27 protein-coding genes and 1 pseudogene are annotated in these 21,694 nt (G+C 74.2%); 19 read left to right on the forward strand and 9 right to left on the reverse strand.

The window, feature by feature from the left end; genetic code table 11:
* Positions 1-306: 306 nt before the first annotated feature.
* From AC069X_RS23520 to AC069X_RS23530, 3 genes are all read left to right on the forward strand, one after another.
* On the forward strand, positions 307-1,014 hold the full coding sequence (locus tag AC069X_RS23520; protein WP_478731075.1) for a scabin-related ADP-ribosyltransferase: 708 nt from the start codon (positions 307-309) through the stop codon (positions 1,012-1,014).
* Positions 1,015-1,085: 71 nt separating this feature from the next.
* Entirely contained in the window at positions 1,086-1,517 is a 432-nt protein-coding gene (locus tag AC069X_RS23525) for an NUDIX domain-containing protein (RefSeq protein WP_478731077.1), read from the forward strand.
* 148 nt (positions 1,518-1,665) lie between these two features.
* Positions 1,666-2,547 carry an NAD-dependent protein deacetylase gene (locus AC069X_RS23530; RefSeq protein WP_478731079.1) on the forward strand — a complete coding sequence of 294 codons (882 nt, stop codon included), beginning with the start codon at positions 1,666-1,668 and terminating at the stop codon, positions 2,545-2,547.
* A gap of 32 nt (positions 2,548-2,579) precedes the next feature.
* On the opposite strand, the gene AC069X_RS23535 is transcribed toward AC069X_RS23530, so the two are convergent.
* Both AC069X_RS23535 and AC069X_RS23540 read right to left on the reverse strand, forming a co-directional pair.
* Complete coding sequence (locus tag AC069X_RS23535; protein ID WP_478731081.1) at positions 2,580-3,761, reverse strand: MAB_1171c family putative transporter; 1,182 nt, start codon at positions 3,759-3,761, stop codon at positions 2,580-2,582.
* A gap of 81 nt (positions 3,762-3,842) precedes the next feature.
* The gene (locus AC069X_RS23540) at positions 3,843-4,559 is read right to left on the reverse strand and encodes a helix-turn-helix domain-containing protein (RefSeq protein WP_478731083.1); all 717 of its coding nucleotides are present in this window, start codon (positions 4,557-4,559) and stop codon (positions 3,843-3,845) included.
* Positions 4,560-4,774: 215 nt separating this feature from the next.
* Between AC069X_RS23540 and AC069X_RS23545 the strand changes: the two genes are divergently transcribed.
* Positions 4,775-5,515 (forward strand): VOC family protein, encoded by a 741-nt coding sequence (locus tag AC069X_RS23545; RefSeq protein WP_478731085.1) that lies wholly within the window; start codon positions 4,775-4,777, stop codon positions 5,513-5,515.
* Positions 5,516-5,610: 95 nt separating this feature from the next.
* The gene (locus tag AC069X_RS23550; protein ID WP_478731087.1) at positions 5,611-7,068 is read left to right on the forward strand and encodes a hypothetical protein; all 1,458 of its coding nucleotides are present in this window, start codon (positions 5,611-5,613) and stop codon (positions 7,066-7,068) included.
* Between the two features lie 36 nt (positions 7,069-7,104).
* Here the strand turns inward: AC069X_RS23550 and AC069X_RS23555 are convergent, their stop codons facing one another.
* The gene (locus AC069X_RS23555; RefSeq protein ID WP_478731089.1) at positions 7,105-7,809 is read right to left on the reverse strand and encodes a TOPRIM nucleotidyl transferase/hydrolase domain-containing protein; all 705 of its coding nucleotides are present in this window, start codon (positions 7,807-7,809) and stop codon (positions 7,105-7,107) included.
* Positions 7,810-7,910: 101 nt separating this feature from the next.
* Complete coding sequence (locus tag AC069X_RS23560) at positions 7,911-8,612, reverse strand: 2-phosphosulfolactate phosphatase (RefSeq protein ID WP_478731091.1); 702 nt, start codon at positions 8,610-8,612, stop codon at positions 7,911-7,913.
* Between the two features lie 204 nt (positions 8,613-8,816).
* Between AC069X_RS23560 and AC069X_RS23565 the strand changes: the two genes are divergently transcribed.
* From AC069X_RS23565 to AC069X_RS23585, 5 genes are all read left to right on the forward strand, one after another.
* Positions 8,817-9,500, forward strand: a complete 684-nt coding sequence (locus AC069X_RS23565; RefSeq protein ID WP_478731093.1) for a hypothetical protein — start codon at positions 8,817-8,819, stop codon at positions 9,498-9,500.
* Between the two features lie 147 nt (positions 9,501-9,647).
* Complete coding sequence (locus tag AC069X_RS23570) at positions 9,648-10,166, forward strand: alpha/beta hydrolase (RefSeq protein ID WP_478731095.1); 519 nt, start codon at positions 9,648-9,650, stop codon at positions 10,164-10,166.
* A gap of 5 nt (positions 10,167-10,171) precedes the next feature.
* Positions 10,172-10,417 (forward strand): hypothetical protein, encoded by a 246-nt coding sequence (locus AC069X_RS23575; protein ID WP_478731097.1) that lies wholly within the window; start codon positions 10,172-10,174, stop codon positions 10,415-10,417.
* 33 nt (positions 10,418-10,450) lie between these two features.
* Positions 10,451-10,717, forward strand: coding sequence for a DUF6400 family protein (locus AC069X_RS23580; protein ID WP_478731099.1), 267 nt, complete (start codon positions 10,451-10,453; stop codon positions 10,715-10,717).
* Positions 10,704-10,961 (forward strand): hypothetical protein, encoded by a 258-nt coding sequence (locus tag AC069X_RS23585; RefSeq protein WP_478731101.1) that lies wholly within the window; start codon positions 10,704-10,706, stop codon positions 10,959-10,961. The genes AC069X_RS23580 and AC069X_RS23585 overlap by 14 nt, the downstream gene beginning before the upstream one ends.
* Before the next feature lie 62 nt (positions 10,962-11,023).
* Here AC069X_RS23585 and AC069X_RS23590 read toward each other — a convergent pair whose 3' ends face one another.
* Complete coding sequence (locus tag AC069X_RS23590) at positions 11,024-11,506, reverse strand: flavodoxin family protein (protein ID WP_478731103.1); 483 nt, start codon at positions 11,504-11,506, stop codon at positions 11,024-11,026.
* 180 nt (positions 11,507-11,686) lie between these two features.
* Between AC069X_RS23590 and AC069X_RS23595 the strand changes: the two genes are divergently transcribed.
* The 3 genes from AC069X_RS23595 to AC069X_RS23605 all read left to right on the forward strand — a co-directional run bounded on the left by AC069X_RS23595 (position 11,687) and on the right by AC069X_RS23605 (position 13,716).
* On the forward strand, positions 11,687-12,364 hold the full coding sequence (locus AC069X_RS23595; RefSeq protein WP_478731105.1) for a helix-turn-helix transcriptional regulator: 678 nt from the start codon (positions 11,687-11,689) through the stop codon (positions 12,362-12,364).
* A gap of 31 nt (positions 12,365-12,395) precedes the next feature.
* Positions 12,396-12,899 (forward strand): DUF3291 domain-containing protein, encoded by a 504-nt coding sequence (locus AC069X_RS23600; RefSeq protein ID WP_478731107.1) that lies wholly within the window; start codon positions 12,396-12,398, stop codon positions 12,897-12,899.
* Positions 12,900-13,311: 412 nt separating this feature from the next.
* Positions 13,312-13,716, forward strand: coding sequence for an aggregation-promoting factor C-terminal-like domain-containing protein (locus tag AC069X_RS23605; RefSeq protein ID WP_478731109.1), 405 nt, complete (start codon positions 13,312-13,314; stop codon positions 13,714-13,716).
* A 151-nt stretch (positions 13,717-13,867) separates the two neighbouring features.
* Here the strand turns inward: AC069X_RS23605 and AC069X_RS23610 are convergent, their stop codons facing one another.
* Positions 13,868-14,269 carry a RidA family protein gene (locus AC069X_RS23610; RefSeq protein ID WP_478731111.1) on the reverse strand — a complete coding sequence of 134 codons (402 nt, stop codon included), beginning with the start codon at positions 14,267-14,269 and terminating at the stop codon, positions 13,868-13,870.
* Between the two features lie 135 nt (positions 14,270-14,404).
* On the opposite strand from AC069X_RS23610, the gene AC069X_RS23615 reads away from it, so the two are divergent.
* Positions 14,405-15,406 carry a helix-turn-helix transcriptional regulator gene (locus tag AC069X_RS23615; RefSeq protein WP_478731113.1) on the forward strand — a complete coding sequence of 334 codons (1,002 nt, stop codon included), beginning with the start codon at positions 14,405-14,407 and terminating at the stop codon, positions 15,404-15,406.
* A 129-nt stretch (positions 15,407-15,535) separates the two neighbouring features.
* On the forward strand, positions 15,536-15,970 hold the full coding sequence (locus tag AC069X_RS23620; RefSeq protein ID WP_478731115.1) for a hypothetical protein: 435 nt from the start codon (positions 15,536-15,538) through the stop codon (positions 15,968-15,970).
* A 45-nt stretch (positions 15,971-16,015) separates the two neighbouring features.
* Here the strand turns inward: AC069X_RS23620 and rocD are convergent, their stop codons facing one another.
* The 3 genes from rocD to AC069X_RS23635 all read right to left on the reverse strand — a co-directional run bounded on the left by rocD (position 16,016) and on the right by AC069X_RS23635 (position 18,822).
* Positions 16,016-17,272: an ornithine--oxo-acid transaminase gene (rocD, locus tag AC069X_RS23625; protein ID WP_478731117.1), complete on the reverse strand. Its 1,257-nt coding sequence runs from the start codon at positions 17,270-17,272 to the stop codon at positions 16,016-16,018.
* Positions 17,269-18,144, reverse strand: a complete 876-nt coding sequence (ddaH, locus tag AC069X_RS23630) for a dimethylargininase (protein ID WP_478731119.1) — start codon at positions 18,142-18,144, stop codon at positions 17,269-17,271. The genes rocD and ddaH overlap by 4 nt, the downstream gene beginning before the upstream one ends.
* 123 nt (positions 18,145-18,267) lie before the next feature.
* Entirely contained in the window at positions 18,268-18,822 is a 555-nt protein-coding gene (locus AC069X_RS23635; RefSeq protein WP_478731121.1) for an Lrp/AsnC family transcriptional regulator, read from the reverse strand.
* A 307-nt stretch (positions 18,823-19,129) separates the two neighbouring features.
* On the opposite strand from AC069X_RS23635, the gene AC069X_RS23640 reads away from it, so the two are divergent.
* From AC069X_RS23640 to AC069X_RS23655, 4 genes and pseudogenes are all read left to right on the forward strand, one after another.
* The gene (locus AC069X_RS23640) at positions 19,130-20,359 is read left to right on the forward strand and encodes an acyl-CoA dehydrogenase family protein (protein WP_478731123.1); all 1,230 of its coding nucleotides are present in this window, start codon (positions 19,130-19,132) and stop codon (positions 20,357-20,359) included.
* Between the two features lie 114 nt (positions 20,360-20,473).
* Positions 20,474-20,932, forward strand: a complete 459-nt coding sequence (locus AC069X_RS23645) for an RrF2 family transcriptional regulator (RefSeq protein ID WP_478731125.1) — start codon at positions 20,474-20,476, stop codon at positions 20,930-20,932.
* 138 nt (positions 20,933-21,070) lie between these two features.
* Positions 21,071-21,169 carry a putative leader peptide gene (locus AC069X_RS23650; RefSeq protein WP_478731127.1) on the forward strand — a complete coding sequence of 33 codons (99 nt, stop codon included), beginning with the start codon at positions 21,071-21,073 and terminating at the stop codon, positions 21,167-21,169.
* A 298-nt stretch (positions 21,170-21,467) separates the two neighbouring features.
* A pseudogene (locus AC069X_RS23655) lies at positions 21,468-21,694 on the forward strand (sulfate ABC transporter substrate-binding protein); the annotation flags it as partial.

The following is a 21,694-nucleotide window of genomic DNA, read 5'->3' on the forward strand; positions in this document are numbered from 1 at the left end:
GAGATGACTCACCAGGGAGGACGCACGACGGCGGCTGCCGGTTGTGCCGCCGGGCGGTACTTGACGTCGACGGCCGCCGCCCGGGCCGGCGCGAGCGCTCTCAGACCGGGTCATGTGCCGATCGCACGCGGCGCAGTGCAACTGCAGTCAGGTACCTGACCAGTTGTCAAGGGCGGGCTCCGGCCCGGGGGAAACCTTTTCCCGGTACGACTGATCCACCCGCTCGGGTGGATCACCGCTCCGCGCCGGTCCGGCGGGTGCCGGGCGCGTCTATAAACGGTGTGATTCCCCCCGACCGTTCGACTGATGGGTCGTCACGCCATGCTGAAGGCCGCGCTGCGCCTCGCCGCCACCACCTTCCTCCTGTCCGCCGCCGTCACGCCGGCCGCCGCGGCCGCGCCCGCCGCGGACGGGGACAGCACCGCCCCGTGCGGTCCCGTCGTCGAGTACCGGGCCTGGGACTGGTGGCGCACCACGACGAATCCGGACATCGCCCGCACCGTCGCGGCCACCGCCGCCGCCGAGCGCTGGCAGTGGCGTGAGGACGTCAACACCCTGTGGCGGGGCGACACCAGGGAGAACGTCGAGGAGATCTTCAGGACCGGCTTCACCCCGCGCGGAGACCGGCTCATCCCGCTGGCCGAGTACATCGTGAAGGGGGGCGGCCAGCTCAGCGCCCACCTCAGCACCAGCTGCGACCAGAGCGTCGCCAAGCGGTTCGCGACGTACGGGGAGGAGAAGACCGGCTGGGTGTACGAGATCTACGCGCCCGGCGGCATCGACGTCAACGCCACCGCGCAGGTGAACAACTACCAGTCGCCGTACCTGTGGAACAAGGAGATCGACTTCCCGGGCGGCGTGCAGGGGAACTTCATCAAGGGGGCCTGCAAGTACCGCCTGACGGCCACCGATCCGGTGACGAACGAGAAGACCTGGCAGCAGCTCGGCTGCAAGGACAACGCGGGCTTCGCCCCCTACAAGGCCGCTCCGGCCGCGTACGCGCTGGCCCGCTGAGCGGGTGCCGGGGTTAGAGTGCCCGCCTCTGGATCCGGCTGCGGATCCGACGTGGAGGAGGGGCGGGTAGCGTGGACGCCGAGGTACGGACCCGGGTTTCGGCGTACGCCGTCGCGGTGGAGGGCGGCAGGCTCCTCCTGGTGCGGCTGACGGACGCGTCGCCGCTCTTCGCGCCGGGGCTGTGGCACCTGCCCGGCGGCGGGATCGATCCGGGAGAGCAGCCCGTGGAGGCCCTGGCCCGCGAGCTCCGGGAGGAGACGGGCCTCGGGCTCCTCGGGGCCCGGCTCCTCGACGCGCGCACGTACGCCGTCCAGCGGCGCGGGGTGCACTGGCACCTCACCGCGCTGTTCTACGCCGTCGACCTGGACACCGGGACGCCCCCGGTCGCCGAGGCCGGCGGTTCCACGGACGCGGCGGTGTGGATCCCGGCGGCGGACCTGCGGGACCCCGTCCTGTCCCCGGTGGCCGCCGACGCCCTGCGCATGCCCGGCATCCGGGGGTAGGGCCCGCCCCGCTGGGCAGTGGCACGGGTACCTCCTGGTGACCGTCCGGCCGGTGCCGGTGCTCCGAGAACGGGTGGCGGGCGGTTTCGGCACGGCCCGGCACGGCCCGGGCCGTGCCGATGGCCTGGCCCTTCCGTACGCTGGCAGCATGCGCATGCGCCCCACTCTGAGCTGGACCCCGACCGGGAGCCCGCATCCCGGCAGCACGGATCCGGCCCCCGTCGCCGACGCGCTCGCCGCCGGCGGTGTGCTGGTGCTCAGCGGGGCCGGCATCTCCACGGAGTCGGGCATCCCCGCCTACCGCGGCGACGGCGGCAGCCTGACCAGGCACACCCCGATGACCTACCAGGACTTCACCGCCGGCGCCCAGGCCCGCCGCCGGTACTGGGCGCGCAGCCACCTCGGCTGGCGTACGTTCGGCCGCGCCAGGCCGAACGCCGGGCACCGGGCCGTGGCGGCGTTCGGGCGGCACGGGCTGCTCGCCGGGGTGATCACCCAGAACGTCGACGGCCTGCACCAGGCGGCGGGCAGCGAGGGCGTGGTGGAGCTCCACGGCAGCCTGGCCCGGGTCGTCTGCCTCTCCTGCGGCGCCGCCGGCTCGCGCGCCGAACTCGCCCGGCGGCTGGAGGAGGCAAACCCGGGATTCGCGCCGACGGCCGCCGCGATGAATCCGGACGGCGACGCCGACCTGACCGACCAGCAGGTCGGGGACTTCCGCGTCGTGCCGTGCACGCGCTGCGGCGGCGTCCTCAAACCGGACGTGGTGTTCTTCGGCGAATCCGTCCCGCCGCAGCGGGTCGAGCACTGCCGCGAACTGCTGGCCGGGGCCGGCGCGTTGCTGGTCCTGGGCTCCTCGCTGACGGTGATGTCCGGGCTCCGGTTCGTCCGCGAGGCGGCCCGCGCCGGGAAGCCCGTACTGATCGTCAACCAGGACCCGACCCGCGGCGACCAGCACGCGGCCACCCGAGTCGCCCTCCCGCTCGGCGAGGCCCTGACCACCGTCGCCGCCCGGCTGGACATCACGGTCTGAGCCGGGCGCCGGCGCCTCGGCCGGGCTCGCCCTCAAGCCGGCCGGTCCGACCGGAGGGATGGCGTCCGGTCGGGTTCCCGTGCGGACGCCTGGTCGAGCACGGTGAGGACGCCCAGGGCGTCGGAGAGCCGGGCCAGCTGTTCGTCGTCACCGGCGAGCATGTCCTCCAGGCCGCGGTCCTCCTGGCCGGGCTGGGTGCCGCGCAGCGCCGCGAACGCCGCGGCCACCATGGCGACGTGGCGTGCCGCGTCGGGTCTCAGCGCGCCGGGCAGGAACTCCGGCCGCCCGTCGTCCGCCGGAGCACCGTCGACGAGCCGGGGTGAGATCAGCCGGAGGCCGTCGCGGATGTCGCAGGTACGGCGGAGCTGGCGCTTGCCGAGCGAGGACCACCAGGGGATGCGCACCAGTTCGTACGGGGTCACCGCGCGCATGGTGACCCAGAGGGGGCGCAGCCGGCGGTAGTGCGACCACCGGCGCCACAGGCGCACCGCACCCTGGCCCGCGGAGGGCAGGGCGAGGCCCACGCACTGGAGGAGCGCGGCCAGCGACGACAGGGACGGGGCGACGGTGGTGCTGACCCCGTCCCAGTCGCGCCCGGTCCAGCGGGCTCCGACGGCCACGAGCTTGCAGAGCACGTACGCCTGGCTCAGGAGGGATCCGGCCGTGATGAGGAGCAGTCCGCCGCGCAGGAGGCCGGGGACTTCGCGGGCCCAGCGCCGGCACAGACGGGCCAGGACGAGGTTGGCCAGCCCGTAGGACAGGACGCACAGGACGATCATTTCCCGTACGTAGGGGGTGGTGGCGTAATGGGTGTCGAAGTCGCGCAGGCGTTCCTCGGAGGTGTCACCGAGGGTGAAGAGGGCGGACTGCGCCGCGATGACGGCGCCGTAGACGCCCAGGCACCAGCGGGTGGCGCTGCGGCGCTGCCGTTCGGGGCCGCCGCGCCAGATGATCGTGAGGTTGATGAGGGCCGCGCTGGCGGCGGTGACGATGCCGTAGACCAGCGGGACGGAGAAGTTGGCGATGCCCGTGAGGGCGTTGACCTGGGAGATCGTCGGTGGTGCGGCGAAGAAGAAGACGGCGGCGCCCAGCGGCAGGACCAGGGACACCGAGCGGACGAGGGGGTCGCGCCAGTGTCTGACGAGCGCGGGGACGCGCAGGGCGAAGGCGAGGCAGAGGACGCCGACGAGGAGGTAGAACCACACGGTGGTCATGCGTGCTCCCTGTCCTTCGTGGGGGCGGGCCGCCGTGTGCCCCGCGGCCCGGACGCGTACCTCTCCTCGTGTTCCCGCGCCTCAGTGCGCATCGGCGGCCTCGGCCGGGGCCTGGTTCCCGGCGGCGTCCGCTCCGGCGGCGTCCGCTTCGTCGGCTTCGGCTTCGGCGGCGCGCTCGTCCATGTAGGCGTCGAGCCATTCGAGCAGCCTGGTGCGTGCCTCCACGGGCAGCAGGGCGGCGCGCAGCGCGATGCCGTCGACGCCGTGCCGTTCGTACAGGCTCGGCGGGCCGGAGCCGGCGCCGCGTTCACCGTGCTCCCGATGGTGTTCCCGAAGCAGCGTCTTCTCGACGGCGGCCAGGGCGCAGCCCACGGCTTCGGCGTCCTCGGACTGGAGGAAGCCGGCCGGGCGCCGGAAGAACCGTTCCAGCCGGGCGCAGTGGTCCATGGTCGGCCGCCGGTCCCCGCCGAGCAGTGCCTGCACCTGCTGGCGGGAGATGCCGCTGTGGCGGGCGATCTCCCCGTGCGAGAACCTGCGGCCGTTCTCCTTGAGGTACGTCCCGTGCAGCAGGTCCAGGCGCTGGCGGAACCGCTCGTGGATGTCCGGTTCACCGGCCGCCCGGCCCTCCAGGAGGGCGCGTACGACGGGGAGGGGAACCCCGGACGCGAGGTGCAGCTCCTCCGGGACCAGCACCTCGGCGCGGCCGCGGCCGAGCTTGGCCCCCAGGCGGACGATCCGTTCGACGGCCGAGGCCAACTGCGGTGCGGCGGAAGGCGGTACGGGGAAGGCATCTGTCACCGGCTGGTCTCCCGAAATCGCGCAGGACGAATTCCCCGGCATCACCGGGACGCAGAGCCGGTGCGGCGGCTGATGCACCGCAGATGCTGCCACAGTGGTGGCAGCCGTTCCACGGATCTCCGGCCAAACTGCCACAGCGGGGGCAAGAAGCCGGTGGCCTCCCAACAGCTGTGCGGCCGAAGGGGCTTCGGGCCGGACCGCGTAAGATCGTCGGCATGGCGCTGCGACCGGTTCAGGTGAACATCAAGGCCGTCGACCCCGCGAGGGTCGGCCACTTCTGGGCGGAGGCGCTCGGCTGGACCGCCTACCGTCCCGGAGCCGCCGCCTACGTCGGACCCGCCGGCGGACTGGTCTGGCCGGACCCGGTCTTCGTCTGCGTCGACGTCATCCCGGTCCCGGAAGCCAAGACCGCGGCGAAGAACCGCCTCCACCTCGATCTGGCCACCACCTCCGCCGCCCATCAGGCCGAGCTGGTCGAGCGTCTGCTGTCCCTCGGTGCGACACCCGCCGACGTGGGCCAGGGAGATGTGCCGTGGACGGTCCTCGCCGACCCCGAGGGCAACGAGTTCTGCGTACTGGAGCCGAGGGAGGTCTACCGGGACACCGGGCCGATCGCCGCCATCGTCGTCGACTGCGCCGATCCGCGGGCCATGGCCCGCTTCTGGGGCGAGGCCACGGACTGGACCCCGCGCGAGGTGACCGACGATCAGGCGGTGCTGCGCTCCGCCAAGGGCGGCGGCCCGTACCTGGAGTTCCTCCGTACCCCCGACGCGAAGACCGTCCCGGACCGTATCCACCTCGACCTGCTGCCGTACCCGGGAGACGACAAGGAAGCGGAGGCGGCGCGGCTGCGGACCCTCGGTGCCACCGACCTCGACATCGGCCAGGGCGACGTCCCGTGGACCGTCCTCGCCGACCCGGAGGGCCACGAGTTCTGCGTCCTCGCCCCCTCCTGACGCGGCGGAGCGGCCACCGGAGGCCGGTGAGCACTCCCGACGGGCGCGTGGAGGACCGGGCGGTCAACTCGCCGAGACAGAAAGGGCGCCGGCCCATGACGGACACCACGCCACCTCCGGTCCACCTCGACGAGGTGCTGGACGCGCTCGCGCAGAACCCGGCGCTGCCGCCCGAGCTCGTCGGCCGGCTGCTCCGGCACCAGCACGGCGAGGCCGTCGCCCGGCGTCCGGACCTGGGCGACGAGGTGATCGCCGCGATCATCGCCGCCGACGAGCACTGGTCCACCCACGCGCTCGCCCTCAACCGCAGCCTGCCGCACGCCTTCCGGACGGCCCTCGCCCGGCACCCCGACCCGGCCATCCGCGCCGCCGTGGTGACCGGCGCCGGCGAAGGAGCACCGCGCGAGCTGTTCGAGCGGCTGACCGGCGACCCCGACCCGGGGGTGCGGGAGAGCGCCGCGCGGCACGACGCCGTGCCGGCCGACCTGCGCGCCCGGCTCGCACGGGACCCCGATCCGCAGATCCGGGCCGCCCTGGCCCAGTGGTGGCCGGGCGCCCCCGAGCCGGTACGGCGACTCCTGCTGACGGATCCCGAGGCGACGGTCCGCTCGGCGGCCTGCGCGACCTACTACAGGCGGCTGCCCCATCCCGTCCCGCCCGCCGACCTGGTCCCGGCCCTGCTGGCCGACCCGGTCACGCGCGCCGGGGCCGTACGCCACTGCACGCTCGACGCCGGCACCGCCCGCCGGCTGGCCGACGACCCGGACGACGAGGTCCGCCGGGAGCTCGCCGCGCACCCGGCCCTCCCGCCCGGGCTGCGCGACGAGCTCGCAGCCGATCCCAGCATGCGGGTCCTGCTCCGCGTCTTCGCCCGCGAGGACACCCCGGAACCGGTCCGTGCCGCGGTCCACGCACGGATCGTGTCGTTCGTGCCGGGCGACGGCGAGGACCTGGACGACGCCGCGCTCGAACGCGAGTTCATGAACGAGCTGGCGGCCACGGAACTCCGGACGCTGACCCTGCCGTGGGTGACCGCGGATCCCCTGCCGTACGCGGACTCGCCGTACGTCGGCTTCCGCGTCTCGGCCGCGTTGTCCGAAGACCTCCCGGGGCCGGTCGTGGAGCGGCTCCTCGACGACGAGGAGAGCAGCGTACGCACCACGATGGCCCGGCGCGCCCGCGACCGGATCGACCCCGCCACCGCGGAACGCATCGACCGCGCCCACCGCCCGCTGAAGCGGGTCCGGTGGCGGCCGGCCGACGACCTCCCGCTCCCGGCGGAGGTGCTCCGCCGCCTGGCGGACGACCCCGACCCGAGGATGCGGTGCCTGGCCCCGCGCGACCCAGGCCTCCCGGCCGGAATCCTCCTCCGCCTGGCCGGGGACCCGGACGCCTCGGTGCGCCGCGAGACCGCGGCCCACCCCCGCCTGCCGGCCGAGGCACTGACGCGGCTGCTGGCCGACCAGGACCCCCGGGTGGCCTCCGCCGCGGCCGCCAGCCCCCACCTCCCCCCGTCCCGCATGCGCGGCCTCCTCACCCGGGCAGGCCTGTGACGCGGAGCCCGCAGGGCGCGCGGCGCCCGCCCCCGGTCAGGCGGGCCCGCCGGCTCCGCCGGACGGCGCCGTCGCGGGCGCGGGCAGGGCGGCGAGGAGGGCGTGGAGGGGCGCGGGTATGCGGTCGGGGTCGAGGGCCTGGACGAGGAGGTGGCCGTAGCGGATCTTGCGGCCCTTCCTGGTGCCGAGGAACCGCCGGATCCGGTGGTGCGGGTCGCGTCCCTGCTGGGCCGGCTGGCGGGTGAAGGTCTGCCACGGGACGAGGTCGCCCTCGGCTTCGATGACCTCTTCGACCCTCGGAATGCCCAGCGCGCGGACGAGTTCCTCCTCCAGGTCCCTGACGCAGACGAAGACTTCGGGGCCGGCCGCGCCGGCCTGCTCCAGGGCGCGGTCGTAGTACGGCCGTTCCCGTTCGTCGCACAGTCCGGCGACGCGCAGTCCCAGCCCGGACGGTCCCAGGACGCGGGCGTAACGGCCGACGTTCATCGCCCCGCCCATGGAGAGGACGCAGACGCCCTCGGCGGACAGGTCGCGGCCGACGCGTGCGGCGAGCGTCTCGACGGCGGCCAGGTCGCTCGGCCCCTCCACCAGCACCACGGTGCCGATTCCCCGTTCCGCGGCAGACCGTGCGGCCCGTTCCGCAGCCGTCGCCCCGGCCGGCCCCGTCGGCCCGCCCGGTCCGTCCGCCGCCGCCCACGCGGCGACCGCGTTCCGGAATGCTTCCATGTCTGCCTCTGCCATGCGGTGATTCTGCGGCACGGCGCGGCAGGAGCGGCACGCATTTTCCGCCCGCCGTGCGGACGCGGCCCGCCCGCACGCCGGGAACCGGGGCTCGGCGGCGGTCAGCCCAGGGCGTCGCCGGCCGGAGAGGGCACGGCGTGGGGACGCAGGACCATGAGCGAGTCCTCCGGGGACGCCACCACGGCGAACGGGAACCGGTCGAGCTCCAGGCAGAGCGCGACGTCATCGGGATGGGCGCCCTGCCGCACCCCGTCCGTCAGCTCGGCGGCGGCGCGCGAGCGGGCGCCCCGGCGCAGGAACCCGGCGGCGTCGGTCGCGGCCCCGTCGGCCCTGCGCGCGATGTACTGGGCGCACGCCAGGTCCTCGTCCGCCCGGCCGCCCTCGCCCGTGACCACGAACGTGACCTCCTCGCACCCACGGGCCCGCAGCAGCCGCGCCGTCGCCTCCGCGACGACGAAGCCGGCGCACAGCACCAGCGAGGCGTCCTTGACCGCCAGTGCGCCGACCGTCCCCGCCGTGGTCTTCTGCACGACGGTCCGTCCGCCGAGGTCCACGGACCGGAGCAGGGCGGGCGAGTTGACGGCGTCGAAGCCGGGCGCGAGCGCACCGTCCTTGAGTGCCACCCAGTCCGGGTGACGGGACTTCAGCTCCAGGGCCTCGTCCGGCGATCCGGCCAGTACGATCTTCTCCGCGCCCTGGGCGAAGGCCCAGGCGGTCACGGTGAAAGCCCGCATGACGTCGACCACGACCGCCACGGCGGGGGCTTCGTCCAGCTCGTCGATGGCGAGGAATCGGGCGTCCATGCGGCCATGATCACGGACACCCGGCCCCGAGCGCCCGCAAAGTGCGCCGCGTCACAGCTGCCGTACGGCGACGCCCGCACCGCGCCTACCACAACCGCCCGCCCGGCGGCGCACCTTGGGCATGCCCGCTTCCGGCGCCCCCGGTGCTGGCTACCGTGCTCTGGACGGCCGGGCCCGGGCGGCGCCCGGGGGAGGAGCGCCCTGATGAGCACGACGGTGGTGGGGTTCCGGCTCGGCTGGGACGCGAAGGGCCGGCAGGCGACGGTGGTGCTCACCCAGGCGGGCGTCCTGCACCACAGCACCGGCCTCCTCGGGCTGGCGCCGAGACCCGCCCGGCCACGGGCCCCGGCCGCCCCCGACCCGCACCCGGTTCCGCGCCAGGCCGCGACGCTGCGCAAGCTGTACGCGGAGCTGGTCCACCGGGGCTACAGCCGCGAGCTGATCGCCCCGGCCTGCGTCCGCCTCGATCTCGACGAACGCCCCCTCCACCCCCGCCCCTGGGGCGAGCACGCGCCGCGCGCCCATCCGGAGCTCATCGCCGGCTTCACGGGCGCCGCCCCGGCGGGCCCGGGGTCCCTGGAGGGCGCCCTCGCCGCCTTCTACACCGAGATCGGGCTCACCCCGCGACCACGCACCACCCCGGCGCCCGGCGCGGCCCGCGTGCCCCCGCCCGTCCGCGAAGCGCTGCGGGCCCTGGCCGACGGCCGCACCCTCGCCTCGCGGCCGCGCCGTCGCACCGGGTGGACCGTGACCGCGACGGGCGTACGGCTGTGCGCCGGAGCCGTCGCGGAGAGCCTCACCCCCCGCGAAGTCGCCGAACTCCAGGCCGCCCTGACGGCCTGGCTGCGCCACCAGCGGCGTCCGGGGGAGGGCGTCGGCGGAGGGTGAGCCGTACCCGCGGTCACCCGTCCGGAACCGGTCCGGCAGCCCGCGCGGCCGGTGGATTCCAGCCATCTAACGGGCGGCCCGGCCGCCTGCTTGTCGGTGGCCGAGGCCCGGGCACTGCTCACCGATCGCGGGGAACCCGGGAAGCTCGTGACCCCCGAGCAGGTCGCCGCCGTACGGGCCGACGCGCGGGCGGGCGCGCTCCCGAGGCCGGTCCGCGGCGGGTACCCGCTCGTCGTGCTCTCGCCCGGCTTCACCCTGCCCCGCTCCTCGCTGACCACCCTCGCCGAGGACGTGGCGTCCCGCGGCTACGTCGTGGCCGCCGTGGACCACGCCTACGAGTCGGACGCCACCTCCTTCCCCGGCGGCAGAGCGGTCCTCGGCTGCGCAGCGTGCGGGCAGGTCTTCCCCGACCGGTCCCTGGGCCGCGTGTCCGACGCCCGGGCGCGCGACGTGACGTTCCTGCTCGACCGGCTCACGGGAGACCGTCCCGCGTGGCGGTACTCCCGGCTGACCGACGCCGGGCGGATCGGCATGGCCGGGCACTCCATCGGCGGCCGTTCCTGCTGCTCGGCGGCGACCCGGCCCTGCTGCCCCCGGACCTGGAGGACACGAGCCGGGAGGAGGCCTGGCCCCGGCTCGACGGCTGGAAGCGCTGGCTCACGGTGACGGGCATGGGCCATCCCGGGTTCACCGACCGGCCGGTGCTCGGCGACGCGGCCGGGTACCCGCACCCCGAGACCCCGCTGTCCGGCTCGCGCTCGCGGCAGATCACCCTGGCGTACGCCGGCGACTTCTTCGACCGGCACCTGAAGGGCCTGCCGGCGCCCCGGCTGGACGGCCCGACGGCGGCCGACCCGGAAGTGGTCTTCCAGCGGAGCCGACCCCGCACCCCTGTGACTCCTCCCACCCTCCCTTGACCCGGCAAGAAAGGGCTACCTAACTTCGAGGGCATGCACCGCCACGACCCGACGCCTTCCCCCGACGCGTCCCCGCTCACCGACTTCGCTGTCGACCTCACCGCCCAGGAGGTCCTCCGGCGCGCCCAGGTGATGGAAGCCCTCGGCCCGGACTGGGATCCGGTCGAGGTGCTGCGCGGCGAGGAGGCCGCGTACGACCTGCTGTACTCCGGACTCGACGCGGAGCAGCAGCGGATCCACGACGGCCTCGTCGCGGCCGGTGTGCTCCCCGTACGGGGTGACGGCCGTGCTGCCTCTTGACCCGCAGGCGGACCCCGGGCGGCGCGCCTGGGTGGCCTGCCCCGCATGCGCGGACTCGCGGGGCTGTGAGCCCTGCGGGCGGGGACGGACCTGCTCCGCGCACTGGCGGTACCTGCTGACGAACACCGGGAGCCTGCTCCACCTCCAGTGCCCGGGATGCACCCACGTCTGGGTGCACGAGAGCGGTTTCGGAGCGACGCGCTCCCTGTGGGACCGCGTCCTCGGCGCGCTGCCCGGCTCCTGAACCCGCCGGACCGGGCCGCGCCCGCGTCCGTCCCCGCCCGTGCCGTTCCCCCCTCCCGGCGCTCAGGACCGGTCCCCGCTCCCGTCCCGCAGCCGCTCGGCGAACGCCCGCGCGGCGGCCAGGTCCGCCCCGTCCGGCCGCCCCTTGCGGATGCCGCCGACGAGCCTGAACGGCGCCCAGGTGTCGAACGCCCGGCACGAGAAGCTCTCCTCCACCCGGAAGCCCTTGCCTTCCAGGCTCCGGACCAGGGGACGGGTGAAGGGCGCCGGAGGCAGCTCCGGAAGCCCGCTGGTGGCGAACACGAACGCCCGGCCGCGCATCCGCGGCAGCGCCGAGACGAAGCCGACGAGGCCCGGGTGGAGCCTGCCGTAGAAGACTCCCGAGCCGAATCCCACGAGCTGGGCGGCGGCCAGCTCCGCCGGGTCGGCCTCCTCGGGCGCCACGACCTTCGCGCCCAGGACCCGGGCCATGGCGTCGGCGACGCGACGCGTGTTGCCGTGCGATACGGAGGTGCAGACGATGACGGACTTCATGACGGACTCCATCCCGAAGCTCCCTTGTCTGGTGTCTGGGTTCCACAGGAGGGACAGCGCGGCCGCCCCGGACGTGACACCCCCCGGATGTGACCGCCGCCACACGGGGCGTCCCGGTCCGTGAGCCGTGAGCCGTGCGCAGCCGGTCCGCGGGTTTCTATCTCCAACCTGCGTTGTTCCTAGACTGGGCAGGTGGAAGACATCGATGTGATCGCGGTGCTGCAGGATCCGGTCCGGCGCCGCCTGTACGAGTACGTGGCGGCGCAGGGCCGGGAGGTCGGCCGCAACGAAGCCGCCGAGGCGGTCGGGGTCGCGCGTACGCTCGCCGCGCACCACCTCGACCGGCTGGCCGAGGCGGGGCTGCTCGACAGTGGCAGCCGCCGCCTGACGGGTCGCTCGGGGCCGGGGGCCGGCCGTCCGGCGAAGGTGTACACCCGGGCGCGCGTCGAGCGGTCGGTGTCGCTGCCGGCCCGCGACTACCGCACGGCGGCGGAGCTGCTCGCCGAAGCCGCGGAGGAGGCCGGGCTGGACGCCGGGCTCTGCGCCGCCGCGCGGCGGCGCGGAGAGTCGCTGCGCGGCGGCGCGGCACCCTGCGGCGGCCTTGAGGAGGCCGTGGAGCTTCTGTCGGCCCGCGGCTACGAGCCGCACCTGGAGGAGGCCGAGGGTTCCGGAGGCGCCGCGCGCGTCGTCCGCATGCGCAACTGCCCCTTCCACGCCGTGGCCGAACGCTTCCCGCCGCTGGTCTGCGGCATGAACCTCGCGCTGCTGGAAGGGCTGCTCGGTTCGGACGGCGCCGTGCGCGCCCGCATGGACGCCCGTCCGGGGGAGTGCTGCGTGGTGGTCGAGGTTTCTAAAAACAACGATCATTGACATAGAAATCGGCGCGTGCTGGGATGAGGTCATGACCTCACCCGCGCACGCCGCCGCCCACCTCGCCCAGCTGAACGTCGCGACGCTCCGCCACCCCCTCGACGACCCGCGCATGGCGCCCTTCGTCGAACTGCTCGACCCGGTCAACGCCGCCGCCGACGGCGCGCCCGGCTTCGTGTGGCGGCTGGTCGAGGAAGGCGAGGCCGACGCCACCGGCATGCGTCCGGCGGGCGAGGACGTCATCGTCACCCTCTCGGTGTGGGAGACCCCGGAGGCCCTGTGGGAGTTCGCCTACCGCAGCGGGCACCTGGAGGCGATGCGGCGGCGCCGCGAATGGTTCGAGCGGCACGTCGAGGCGCACCTCGTCCTCTGGTGGGTCCCGGCCGGTCACCGCCCGACGGTCGAGGAGGCGCTGGAGCGGCTGGCGGAGCTGCGGGCGTACGGCCCCTCGTCCCGCGCGTTCACCTTCGCCACCCCCCACACGGCGGCCGATGCGGCCGGCCACCTGCACCCCGCGCCGCCAGCCACGGTCTAGTACCGGCGCACTGCGGAAGGCGGGATCCGGCACCCCGGTTTCCTTTGATTCGGGGGGCGGGAGTGACGGGGGACACCCACCTCAGAGGGTGTGAGTGGTTACGGGGGGTGACTTCGGGGGTGTGGGGCGGTGAGGCGGCCCACAGGACCCAGGTCACATCCGGTCCGGGTTAGTAGGCCCGCCGGCCTGTTGCCGCACGGGCTGGGGGCCGGGTCCAAGGTCCCGGTGTGCGGGGGTGGTTCGTAGGCGGGGGGCGTTGCCAGGGCGGCGCCGGGCTGGCTAACTGGTGTTGTCGCCGAGGCGGCCGGGGCGCACCGCCCCCCGCCGGACGATCCCCTCTCCTTCGCGTGAGTGGCTCACGCATGTCTTCGGCATGCCGCGACCGTCCTTGTCCCCGTCGGAAGGTTCCTCCGTGTCCAACGCCGTCATCCGCCGCATCGCCGCTTCGAAGAAGGCCCTCGCCGGTTCCGTCCTCGCTCTGGGTGTCGGGGGTTCCCTGCTCGCCGCGGTTCCCGCGCAGGCCGCTCCGGCGGGCGCGAAGGCGATCGCCCAGCAGATGATCAAGGACCCGGCCCAGTTCGCCGCCTTCGACAAGATCGTCACCCGTGAGAGCGGCTGGGACTACACCGCGGTCAACTCCTCTTCCGGCGCTTACGGCCTGGTCCAGGCCCTGCCCGCGTCGAAGATGTCCTCCGCGGGCTCCGACTGGAAGACCAACCCGGCCACCCAGATCAAGTGGGGCCTGGACTACATGAACGAGCGCTACGGCAGCCCCGTCGAGGCCTGGAACTTCTGGCAGGCCAACCACTGGTACTAAGCCACCAGTGCGGCAGCACCCGCACGTCAGTACGGCAGCACACGAAGACGCCCGGCCGGGACCTCCCGGCCGGGCGTCTTCGCGCATGCGGCGGCCCCGACGGGCCGCGTACGGCCGCCCGCGGGACGGCGGTTCACCGGCGGCCGCGCGGTCAGGGGCGGGCGGCGACGGCCTCGACCTCGAACAGCACGTCGGGTGTGGCCAGGCTCGCCACACCGATGAGGGTCTGCGTCGGCGGCTGCGCACCCCAGCCCTCCTGGAGTGCGCCGGCGATGGGCCCGAGCTTGTCGAGGCCGTGGTCCACCACGTATGTCTTGAGCTGGACGACGTGGTCGAGGCCGAGCCCGTGCGCCGCGAGGGCGATCCCGAGGTTGTGGAACGCGCGCTTCACCTGCTCCGCGAAATCGGCCGAGACGACCGAGCCGTCCGGGCCCGATCCGTACTGACCCGAGACGAAGACCAGTTCCGTGCCCGCGGGGACGGTGGCGGTGTGGCTGTAGCCGAACGGGACCGGGTTGTGCAGACCGTCGGGGTTGACCAGGGAGTGCGCCATGAGGGCCACCTTCTCGTGTGTGCGACGGGTCTGCCGTGAGGCCCGTCGTGGGGCTTGTCCTGCGGTTCGTGCTGCCGGGCAAGCCTCGCAAGCATTCACGACACCCTGTGTCGTGTATTCCCGTACAGTTTCCGGATGCGCGCCGACCGGCTGGTATCGCTCGTGCTCCTCCTGCGGCAGCGCGGCCGTCTCTCCGCGACCGCCCTGGCCCGCGAGCTGGAGGTGTCCACCCGTACGGTGCTGCGCGACATCGAGGCGCTGGCCGCCGCCGGCGTCCCCGTCTACGCGGAACGCGGCCGGCACGGGGGCTTCGAGCTGCTGCCCGGATTCCAGACGGAACTCACCGGGCTGAACCACGACGAGGCGCTCGCCCTGCTGGTCGCCGGATCGCGGCGCGGCGCCCAGGCGTTCGGCCTCGGCTCGGCACTGGCCTCGGCGATGCTCAAGGTGGTCGACGCGCTGCCCGGCACCTACCGGGACACGGCGGCCGGCGCGGCGCAGCGCCTGCTCGTCGACCCGGAGACCGACCTCCTCTCGCGCCGCGTGGCCGCCGAGGAACTCCCCGACGCCGTGGCGGCCGAGGTCCGGCGCGCGGTCCTCGCCGGGTACAGGCTGCGCATCCGCTACGAGGCCGTGGGCCAGATCCCGCAGTGGCGCACGGTGGACCCGATCGGCCTGGTGACGGTACGGGAGCAGGGCTACCTGCTGGCCACGCGCTCCGGCGCGGACCGTACGTACCGGCTGTCCCGGATCCGGGACGCGGAGGTACTCGACGAACCGGCGCAGCGGCCGGACCGGGTCGACCTGGACCGGGCCTGGCAGGAACGCGGCGCACGCTTCCGGGCCGGCGGTGAACAGGTCGCCGTGCTGCTGCTGGTGGACGCGGCGCGGCGGGAGGAACTGGCGGACACGGTGCTGGCCGTCCAGGCCGAGGAGGCCGACGCGGACGGCCGACTGCGGCTGGAGGTCACCTTCCAGGATCCGAGGCACGCCGAATGGGCGCTGTGGCAGCTCGGCACGAGTGCGGAGGCCCTGTCCCCGCAGTGGCTGCGCGACTCCCTGCGCGAGCGGGCCGCCGCGATCGCCACCAGCTACGGAGCACCGTCCCGAGGGCGGCCGCCCGCCACGCAAGGGTGAACCGGCGGCCGCGGCGGTGACTCCGAACGGGCCGCGTACGGATGCGGGACGCCGCCTTTCTGCTTAGTTTTTCCACGAATGCAGAAAAGATCGCGTTCATCCGTTCTGCCCCCGTGAGGAAGGCCTCCCATGAAGCGATTCCCCGTTGTCGCCGTGCTCTGCGCCAGCGCGGTGCTCGGACTCGCCGCCTGCTCCGACGACAGCGACGACAACTCGGCCGCCGAGCAGGCCACCCAGGCGGCGGCCGATCTCTGCACGGACCTGAACGCCCTCAAGTCCGACAACGCCAAGCTGAAGGCCATGAACCCGGCATCCGCGACCAAGGACCAGGTGAAGGAGGCCTATGACGCCGTCCAGAAGGACTGGGAGGACGTCAAGAGCAACCTCACCAAGCTGAAGGAGGCGGAGCAGGACGCGGTCAAGCAGGCCGCGGAGAACCTGAAGAAGGGCTACGAGGACCTGCCCGGCGACACCACCGGGCAGGACGCCCTCACCAAGCTCCAGCCGCAGATCCAGAAGCTGGACGAGGCCTCCACGGCCGCGTCCACCGGCCTCAAGTGCTGACGCGGGTCTGAAGCCGCCGACCCGAGGACCGCCCGGCGGCGGGCCCTACGCCAGGACCTTCCGCAGGGCGGCGAGCGCGGTGAGGAGTTCCTCCTCCGTGATGGTCAGCGGCGGGGCCAGCCGGATCGTGGATCCGTGGGTGTCCTTGACCAGCACCCCTTCGGCGAGGAGCCGTTCGCTGATCTGCCGTCCCGTGCCGAGCGCGGGGTCGACGTCCACGCCCGCCCACAGACCCCGGGCCCGGTAGGCCGTGACGGCGCCCGCACCGCTGATCGCGGCCAGTTCGCGGTCGAGTACGGCTCCCAGCGCGGCGGCGCGTCGCTGGTACTCACCGGTGGCCAGCAGGTCGAGGACGGCCGAACCGACGGCCGCCGATAGGGGGTTGCCGCCGAACGTCGAACCGTGCTCGCCGGGCCGCAGCACGGAGAGCACCTCGCGGCGGGCGACGACCGCGGAGACCGGGACGATCCCGCCCCCCAGCGCCTTGCCCAGCAGCAGGACGTCCGGCACGACCGATTCGTGGTCGACGGCCAGGGTGCGGCCCGTGCGCCCCAGGCCCGACTGGATCTCGTCGGCGATGAAGAGGCACCCCGTACGCCGGGTGAGCTCGCGGACCCCGGTGAGATAGCCGTCGTCGGGGACGATGACGCCGGCCTCGCCCTGGACGGGCTCGATCAGCACGGCCGCCGTCGTCTCGTCCACGGCCGCTTCCAGCGCGGCGAGGTCGTTGTAGGGGACGATCCGGAACCCGGGGGTGAACGGGCCGAAGCCGCCGCGGGCCGTGTCGTCCGTCGAGAAGCTCACGATCGTCGTCGTGCGGCCGTGGAAGTTGCCGTCCGCCACGATGACCGTCGCCCGGTCCGGGGCGACGCCCTTGACCTCGTACGCCCATTTGCGGGCCACCTTGACGGCGCTCTCGACGGCCTCCGCGCCGGTGTTCATCGGCAGCACCATGTCGAGGCCGGTCAGCTCGGCCAGCCGCTCGGCGAAGCCGGCCAGCATGTCGCTGTGGAAGGCCCGCGAGGTGAGCGTGACCCGGTCCAGCTGGCGGTGCGCGGCCTCGATGAGGGCGGGGTGGCGGTGGCCGAAGTTGAGGGCCGAGTAGCCGGCCAGCATGTCGAGGTAGCGGCGGCCCTCGACGTCCTCCACCCAGCTGCCCTCCGCGTGTGCCACGACCACCGGCAGCGGGTGGTAGTTGTGCGCGAGTACCGGCTCCTCCGCGCGGATCAGCTGGGCCGACGAGCGCGTCCCGGCGGCGGCCGCGGGAACGGGGGCCGTGGTGGTGGCGGTGGTCGTGGTCATGAACGGATCTCCTGGGTGCAGCACTTGATGCCCCCGCCGGCCTTGCGGAACTCCGACAGGTCGACGGGGACGGGGACGTATCCGCGGTCGGCGAGCCGGCCGATGAGGGTGCGGGCCTGCGGGGCGACGAAGACGTGGCGGCCGTCGGACACGGAGTTGAGCCCGAAGACCAGGGCGTCCTCCTCGGTGGCGATCACCGCGCGCGGGTAGAGCCACCGGAGCACCTCGCGGCTGCCGGGGGAGAACGCCGCCGGGTAGTACGCGATGTTCCCCGCGCCGGCCCCGCCGCCCTCGCCCGCCCCGCCTTCCCCGCCGCTCTCCTCGCCGAGGAGGAACAGCGCGGTGTCCAGGTGGTAGAAGCGGGGGTCGGTGAGTTCGAGGCTGATCACCGGCCTGCCGAAGTACTCCTGCACTTCGCGGTGGGCCGCCCGCCGGGTGCGGAAGCCGGTGCCCGCCAGCACGAACCGGCCCGTCGGCACGAGGTCCCCTTCTCCCTCGCAGACCGCCTCGGCGCGGTGGACCTCGAACCCGGCCTGCTTGAACCACGCCTCGTACTCCGCGGACTCCGGCCGCCGTTCGGGCGCGTGGAACGAGGACCCGAGGACCCGGCCGCCCAGTACGAGGGCCGCGTTCGCCGCGAACACCATGTCGGGCAGGCCCTCCGCCGGCGGGACCGTCTCGACCGTGTGGCCGTGGTCGCGGTACGCCTGGACGAGGGAACGCCACTGGTCACCGGCGAGCACGGGGTCGACAGGAGCGCCGGTGTCCATCCACGGGTTGATGGCGTAGCGCACGTCGAAATGACGGGGCTCGCACATCAGATAGCGCCTCGGGCGCCGGCTACGGCTGAGCTGACCGTGTCCTGCGGGCACAGAGATTCCTCCGCTTCCTGCGGTGACGACTGGGGGAGTGCCCCCACCGTAGGAAGCGCTCGGCGAGCGCGACAAGCACGAAGAGCTGCGCACTGGCGCAGATATCCTGCGCGTACCGGTCTCTCAGAGCAGGATTCCTGCGCCCTTGGTGCCCGTGACGCCCGAGGTGCCCATGGCGTCCCGCGCGGGGGCGTGGCCCGGTGCGGAGGCGCTGGCACCCGCCTCCGGGCTCTCCGGGAGCAGGTGGGACAGCACCATGTAGCTGATGGTCTTGCGGATGAAGGGCTCGCTGCGGATCCGTTCCAGCACCTCCTCGAAGTGCTCCACGTCCGTCGCCCTGACGTGGAACAGGGCGTCGGCCGCCCCGGTCACCGTCATGGCCGCCGCGATCTCCGGGTACTTGCGCGCGACCTCCGCGAGGCGCCTGGGCGGCGCCGCGCTGTCGCAGTACACCTCGATGTACGCCTCGGTGCGCCAGCCGAGCGCGGCAGGCCGGACCGTGGCCCTGAACCCGGTGATGACGTCGGCCTTGCGCAGCCGGTCCACGCGGCGTTTGACGGCGGTGGCCGACAGGCCGATGGCCGCCCCGATCTCGGAGAAGCTCGCCCGGGCGTTCTCCATCAGGGTCGCGACGATCTTCCGGTCGAGTTCGTCGAAGGGCGTCGGCTTGGTGCTCATGGCAGGTGATCTTCTCACCCCGGGCCCGTCGGAGGTGACGCCGCGGCAGCGGGCACCGTCCTTGCGCCGGGCCCTTCCTGACGGCGCGTCCGTCCGTACTCCTGTCCGAGACCAGGCTGCCGACCTGCACCGTCTTCCATCCTGAAATCGAATCGTCCACGATGCGGGCGTGCTCTTGCCGGGAAGGTCGCTTGGGGCGAGTATCCCTATCAATTCGATGGGAAAGATGGGGATACGTTGCGGCGCGGCCTTCCGCGGCCTCCCCGCGACCGGCCGACACCCCCGACAACGCTCCGGAGCAGCCGACATGACCACCGCCGTCCCCCATGGCACAGCAGCCCGCCCGGCCCCCTCCGGCCGTCGGCCCGTCGACGAGCCGCGGCGCGCGCTCCTGCGCACCGCACGCGACGTCGCGGACGACCTCGCGGCGGACGCCATCGTCCGCGACCGGGCGGGGAAGCAGCCGGCCGACGAGACGGCCCGGCTGCGCGAGGCCGGCCTGCCGGCGGCCCTCACCCCGCCCGGACCCGGCCGGGGAGCGGACTGGCGGACCGGATGCGCCGTCATACGGGAGGTCGCGGCGGCGGACGGCTCCGTCGGAGACCTGCTCGCCCGCCATTACGTCCACTCCTGGAGCGGGCGCTTCTACGCGGGCCCCGAGCACGCGACGGCCCTCGAAGAGCAGTCGGTGCGCGAGCGGTGGCTGTGGACCGGCGCGGTGCAGGCCCCCACTCCCGATGGCCTCGGCGGCGAAGGAGCGGACCTCACCCTGCGGCCCCGCACCGCCGGCCACCTGCTGACCGGGAGCCGGCCGGTGGAGACGGCGGTGACCGCCGCCGACCAGATCGTGCTGGACGCCCTCTGCGCGGCGACCGGAGACGTCCTGGTCGTACGGATCCCGCCCGGCACCCGCGGCGTCACGGTCGAACCCGCCCACGACCGCCTCGGACAGCGCGTCGCCGGCGCGGGCACGGTCCTCCTCGACCGGGTCGCGATCGCCCCCGGCCAGGTACTGGGCCGCCGCCCCCACGACGAGGAGTCGGCCCCGCCCTTCACCGCGCTCGCGGAGCCGGCGCTCCGGCTCGCCCTCTGTCACGTCGCCCTCGGGATCGCCGAGGGAGCCCTCATCGAAGCCCGCGACCTCAGCCGGGGCGGCCGCGCGCACCGCCTGCCCGGCGAGGACCCGGACCTCCTGCTGACCTACGGCGAACTCGCCTCCGCCGCCCAGGCGGCCGCCGCCGTGGTCGACCGGGCGACCGACCTCATGGCGCAGGCCCTCGCCGCGGGGGCGAGGCTCGACGCCGAGGAGGCGGCGGCCACGGCCGCCCTGGCCGCCACGGCCGAAGCCGTGACCTCGAAGGCGACCCTGCGCATCACCGCCCGGGTCCTGGAACTCGCCGACGCCCCGGGCCTGGACCGGTTCTGGCGCAACGCCCGCGTCCTGACGGCGCACCGCCCGGTCGCGCACCGCCTGCGCTCCGTCGGCGACCACTACCTCAACGGCTCCCACCGCACGGTGGCGGCGGCCTTCCGCTGACGCCGGGCACCGCACTCCGTGCCCCGCAGGCCCGGCCGCCGGGCACGTGAGCGGGCGGCCGGCGGGCGGCCCCCGCGCGCGTTCCGGCCAGGAGCGATGCGGGATAATGCACCCATGCGGATCTCAGCCAGGGCGGACTACGCGGTACGCGCCGCACTGCAGCTCGCCGCGTCGCAGGACGACGAGCCGGTGAAGGCGGAGGCCATCGCCGAGGCCCAGGACATCCCGCACAAGTTCCTCGAGGGCATCCTGAACGACATGCGCCGGGGCGGCCTCGTGCAGAGCCGGCGCGGCGGCAACGGCGGTTACCGGCTGGCCAGGCCCGCCGGTTCCATCAGCATCGCGGACGTGATCCGCGTCGTGGACGGCCCGCTCGTCTCGGTCCGCGGCGTCCGCCCGCCGGACCTCTCCTACACCGGCCCCGCGAAGTCGCTGCTCCCGCTGTGGATCGCCCTGCGGGCCAACGTGCGCGAGATCCTCGACGGGGTCTCGCTCGCCGATGTCGCGGCGTCCGAGCTGCCCGCCGGCGTATCGGAACTGGCAGAGGATCCCGGGGCCTGGACCAACCCCTGACCGGCGGCCCCAGCTGCGGTTTCCCGTATCGCGAGATGCTGATGTCCACCATCCGGGCGGCCTCTTGGGCTGATGACTCCCCTCTGCCAAGATGCCTACCGAACCGGTGGGAAAGCTGGGAATCCAGGGAGGTCGGCCGTGCGCAATCCGCTCCACGCGGTCCGGACGCTGCCCCTGACGTCCCGTCGGCACATCGACCTGGTCCGTACCTCCAGCGCCATCTGTCAGACCGGCTGACACCCTCCGCCGGTCGCGGCCGCACGCCCGGTGCATCCCCGGGGTGCCGTGCCACCCGGTCTCCCCGTCCTGCGGACGGGGCCCCGGCCGACCTCACCGACCTCACCCGACCGCACGCCCCCGACCCCGGAGCGTCCGGCTCCCCGTACCCGTAGCCCCTTCGCGGGCGCCCGGTGCCCTCCACGCCCCAGCCCGCTCCCGTGCCGCCGTCCCGGCCGGGAGCCGACGAGGCACGCGCCGGGGCTCCACGCCGCCCGCCTCCCCAGCTCCCCGTAACCATCCGTGAAAGGACACCTCCGTGTCTTCCGCCAGACCGCTCACCACCCTGCGCGCCATCGCCGTCACCGCGGCGCTCCCCCTGCTGCTCACCGCGTGCGGCTACGGCTCCGAGGCCGACAAGACCGGGTCCGAGGACAAGCCGGCGAGCGCCGCCGCGGCCGGCGGTCAGAAGCTCTCCGCTTCCGAGGTCCGCATCGGGTACTTCCCGAACCTGACGCACGCGACCGCGCTGGTCGGCCTCCAGGA

The organism is Streptomyces sp. NPDC043896 (assembly GCF_056435605.1).

Excerpts from the sequence above, each read along its gene's own strand:
- AC069X_RS23520 (WP_478731075.1), top strand. The coding sequence starts at position 307 with ATGGGTCGTCACGCCATGCTGAAGGCCGCGCTGCGCCTCGCCGCCACC.
- AC069X_RS23530 (WP_478731079.1), top strand. The coding sequence starts at position 1,666 with ATGCGCATGCGCCCCACTCTGAGCTGGACCCCGACCGGGAGCCCGCAT.
- AC069X_RS23535 (WP_478731081.1), bottom strand. The coding sequence starts at position 3,761 with ATGACCACCGTGTGGTTCTACCTCCTCGTCGGCGTCCTCTGCCTCGCC.
- AC069X_RS23545 (WP_478731085.1), top strand. The coding sequence starts at position 4,775 with ATGGCGCTGCGACCGGTTCAGGTGAACATCAAGGCCGTCGACCCCGCG.
- AC069X_RS23550 (WP_478731087.1), top strand. The coding sequence starts at position 5,611 with ATGACGGACACCACGCCACCTCCGGTCCACCTCGACGAGGTGCTGGAC.
- AC069X_RS23555 (WP_478731089.1), bottom strand. The coding sequence starts at position 7,809 with ATGGCAGAGGCAGACATGGAAGCATTCCGGAACGCGGTCGCCGCGTGG.
- AC069X_RS23560 (WP_478731091.1), bottom strand. The coding sequence starts at position 8,612 with ATGGACGCCCGATTCCTCGCCATCGACGAGCTGGACGAAGCCCCCGCC.
- AC069X_RS23565 (WP_478731093.1), top strand. The coding sequence starts at position 8,817 with ATGAGCACGACGGTGGTGGGGTTCCGGCTCGGCTGGGACGCGAAGGGC.
- AC069X_RS23575 (WP_478731097.1), top strand. The coding sequence starts at position 10,172 with ATGGGCCATCCCGGGTTCACCGACCGGCCGGTGCTCGGCGACGCGGCC.
- AC069X_RS23580 (WP_478731099.1), top strand. The coding sequence starts at position 10,451 with ATGCACCGCCACGACCCGACGCCTTCCCCCGACGCGTCCCCGCTCACC.
- AC069X_RS23590 (WP_478731103.1), bottom strand. The coding sequence starts at position 11,506 with ATGGAGTCCGTCATGAAGTCCGTCATCGTCTGCACCTCCGTATCGCAC.
- AC069X_RS23600 (WP_478731107.1), top strand. The coding sequence starts at position 12,396 with ATGACCTCACCCGCGCACGCCGCCGCCCACCTCGCCCAGCTGAACGTC.
- AC069X_RS23610 (WP_478731111.1), bottom strand. The coding sequence starts at position 14,269 with ATGGCGCACTCCCTGGTCAACCCCGACGGTCTGCACAACCCGGTCCCG.
- AC069X_RS23615 (WP_478731113.1), top strand. The coding sequence starts at position 14,405 with ATGCGCGCCGACCGGCTGGTATCGCTCGTGCTCCTCCTGCGGCAGCGC.
- AC069X_RS23620 (WP_478731115.1), top strand. The coding sequence starts at position 15,536 with ATGAAGCGATTCCCCGTTGTCGCCGTGCTCTGCGCCAGCGCGGTGCTC.
- rocD (WP_478731117.1), bottom strand. The coding sequence starts at position 17,272 with ATGACCACGACCACCGCCACCACCACGGCCCCCGTTCCCGCGGCCGCC.
- AC069X_RS23635 (WP_478731121.1), bottom strand. The coding sequence starts at position 18,822 with ATGAGCACCAAGCCGACGCCCTTCGACGAACTCGACCGGAAGATCGTC.
- AC069X_RS23640 (WP_478731123.1), top strand. The coding sequence starts at position 19,130 with ATGACCACCGCCGTCCCCCATGGCACAGCAGCCCGCCCGGCCCCCTCC.
- AC069X_RS23645 (WP_478731125.1), top strand. The coding sequence starts at position 20,474 with ATGCGGATCTCAGCCAGGGCGGACTACGCGGTACGCGCCGCACTGCAG.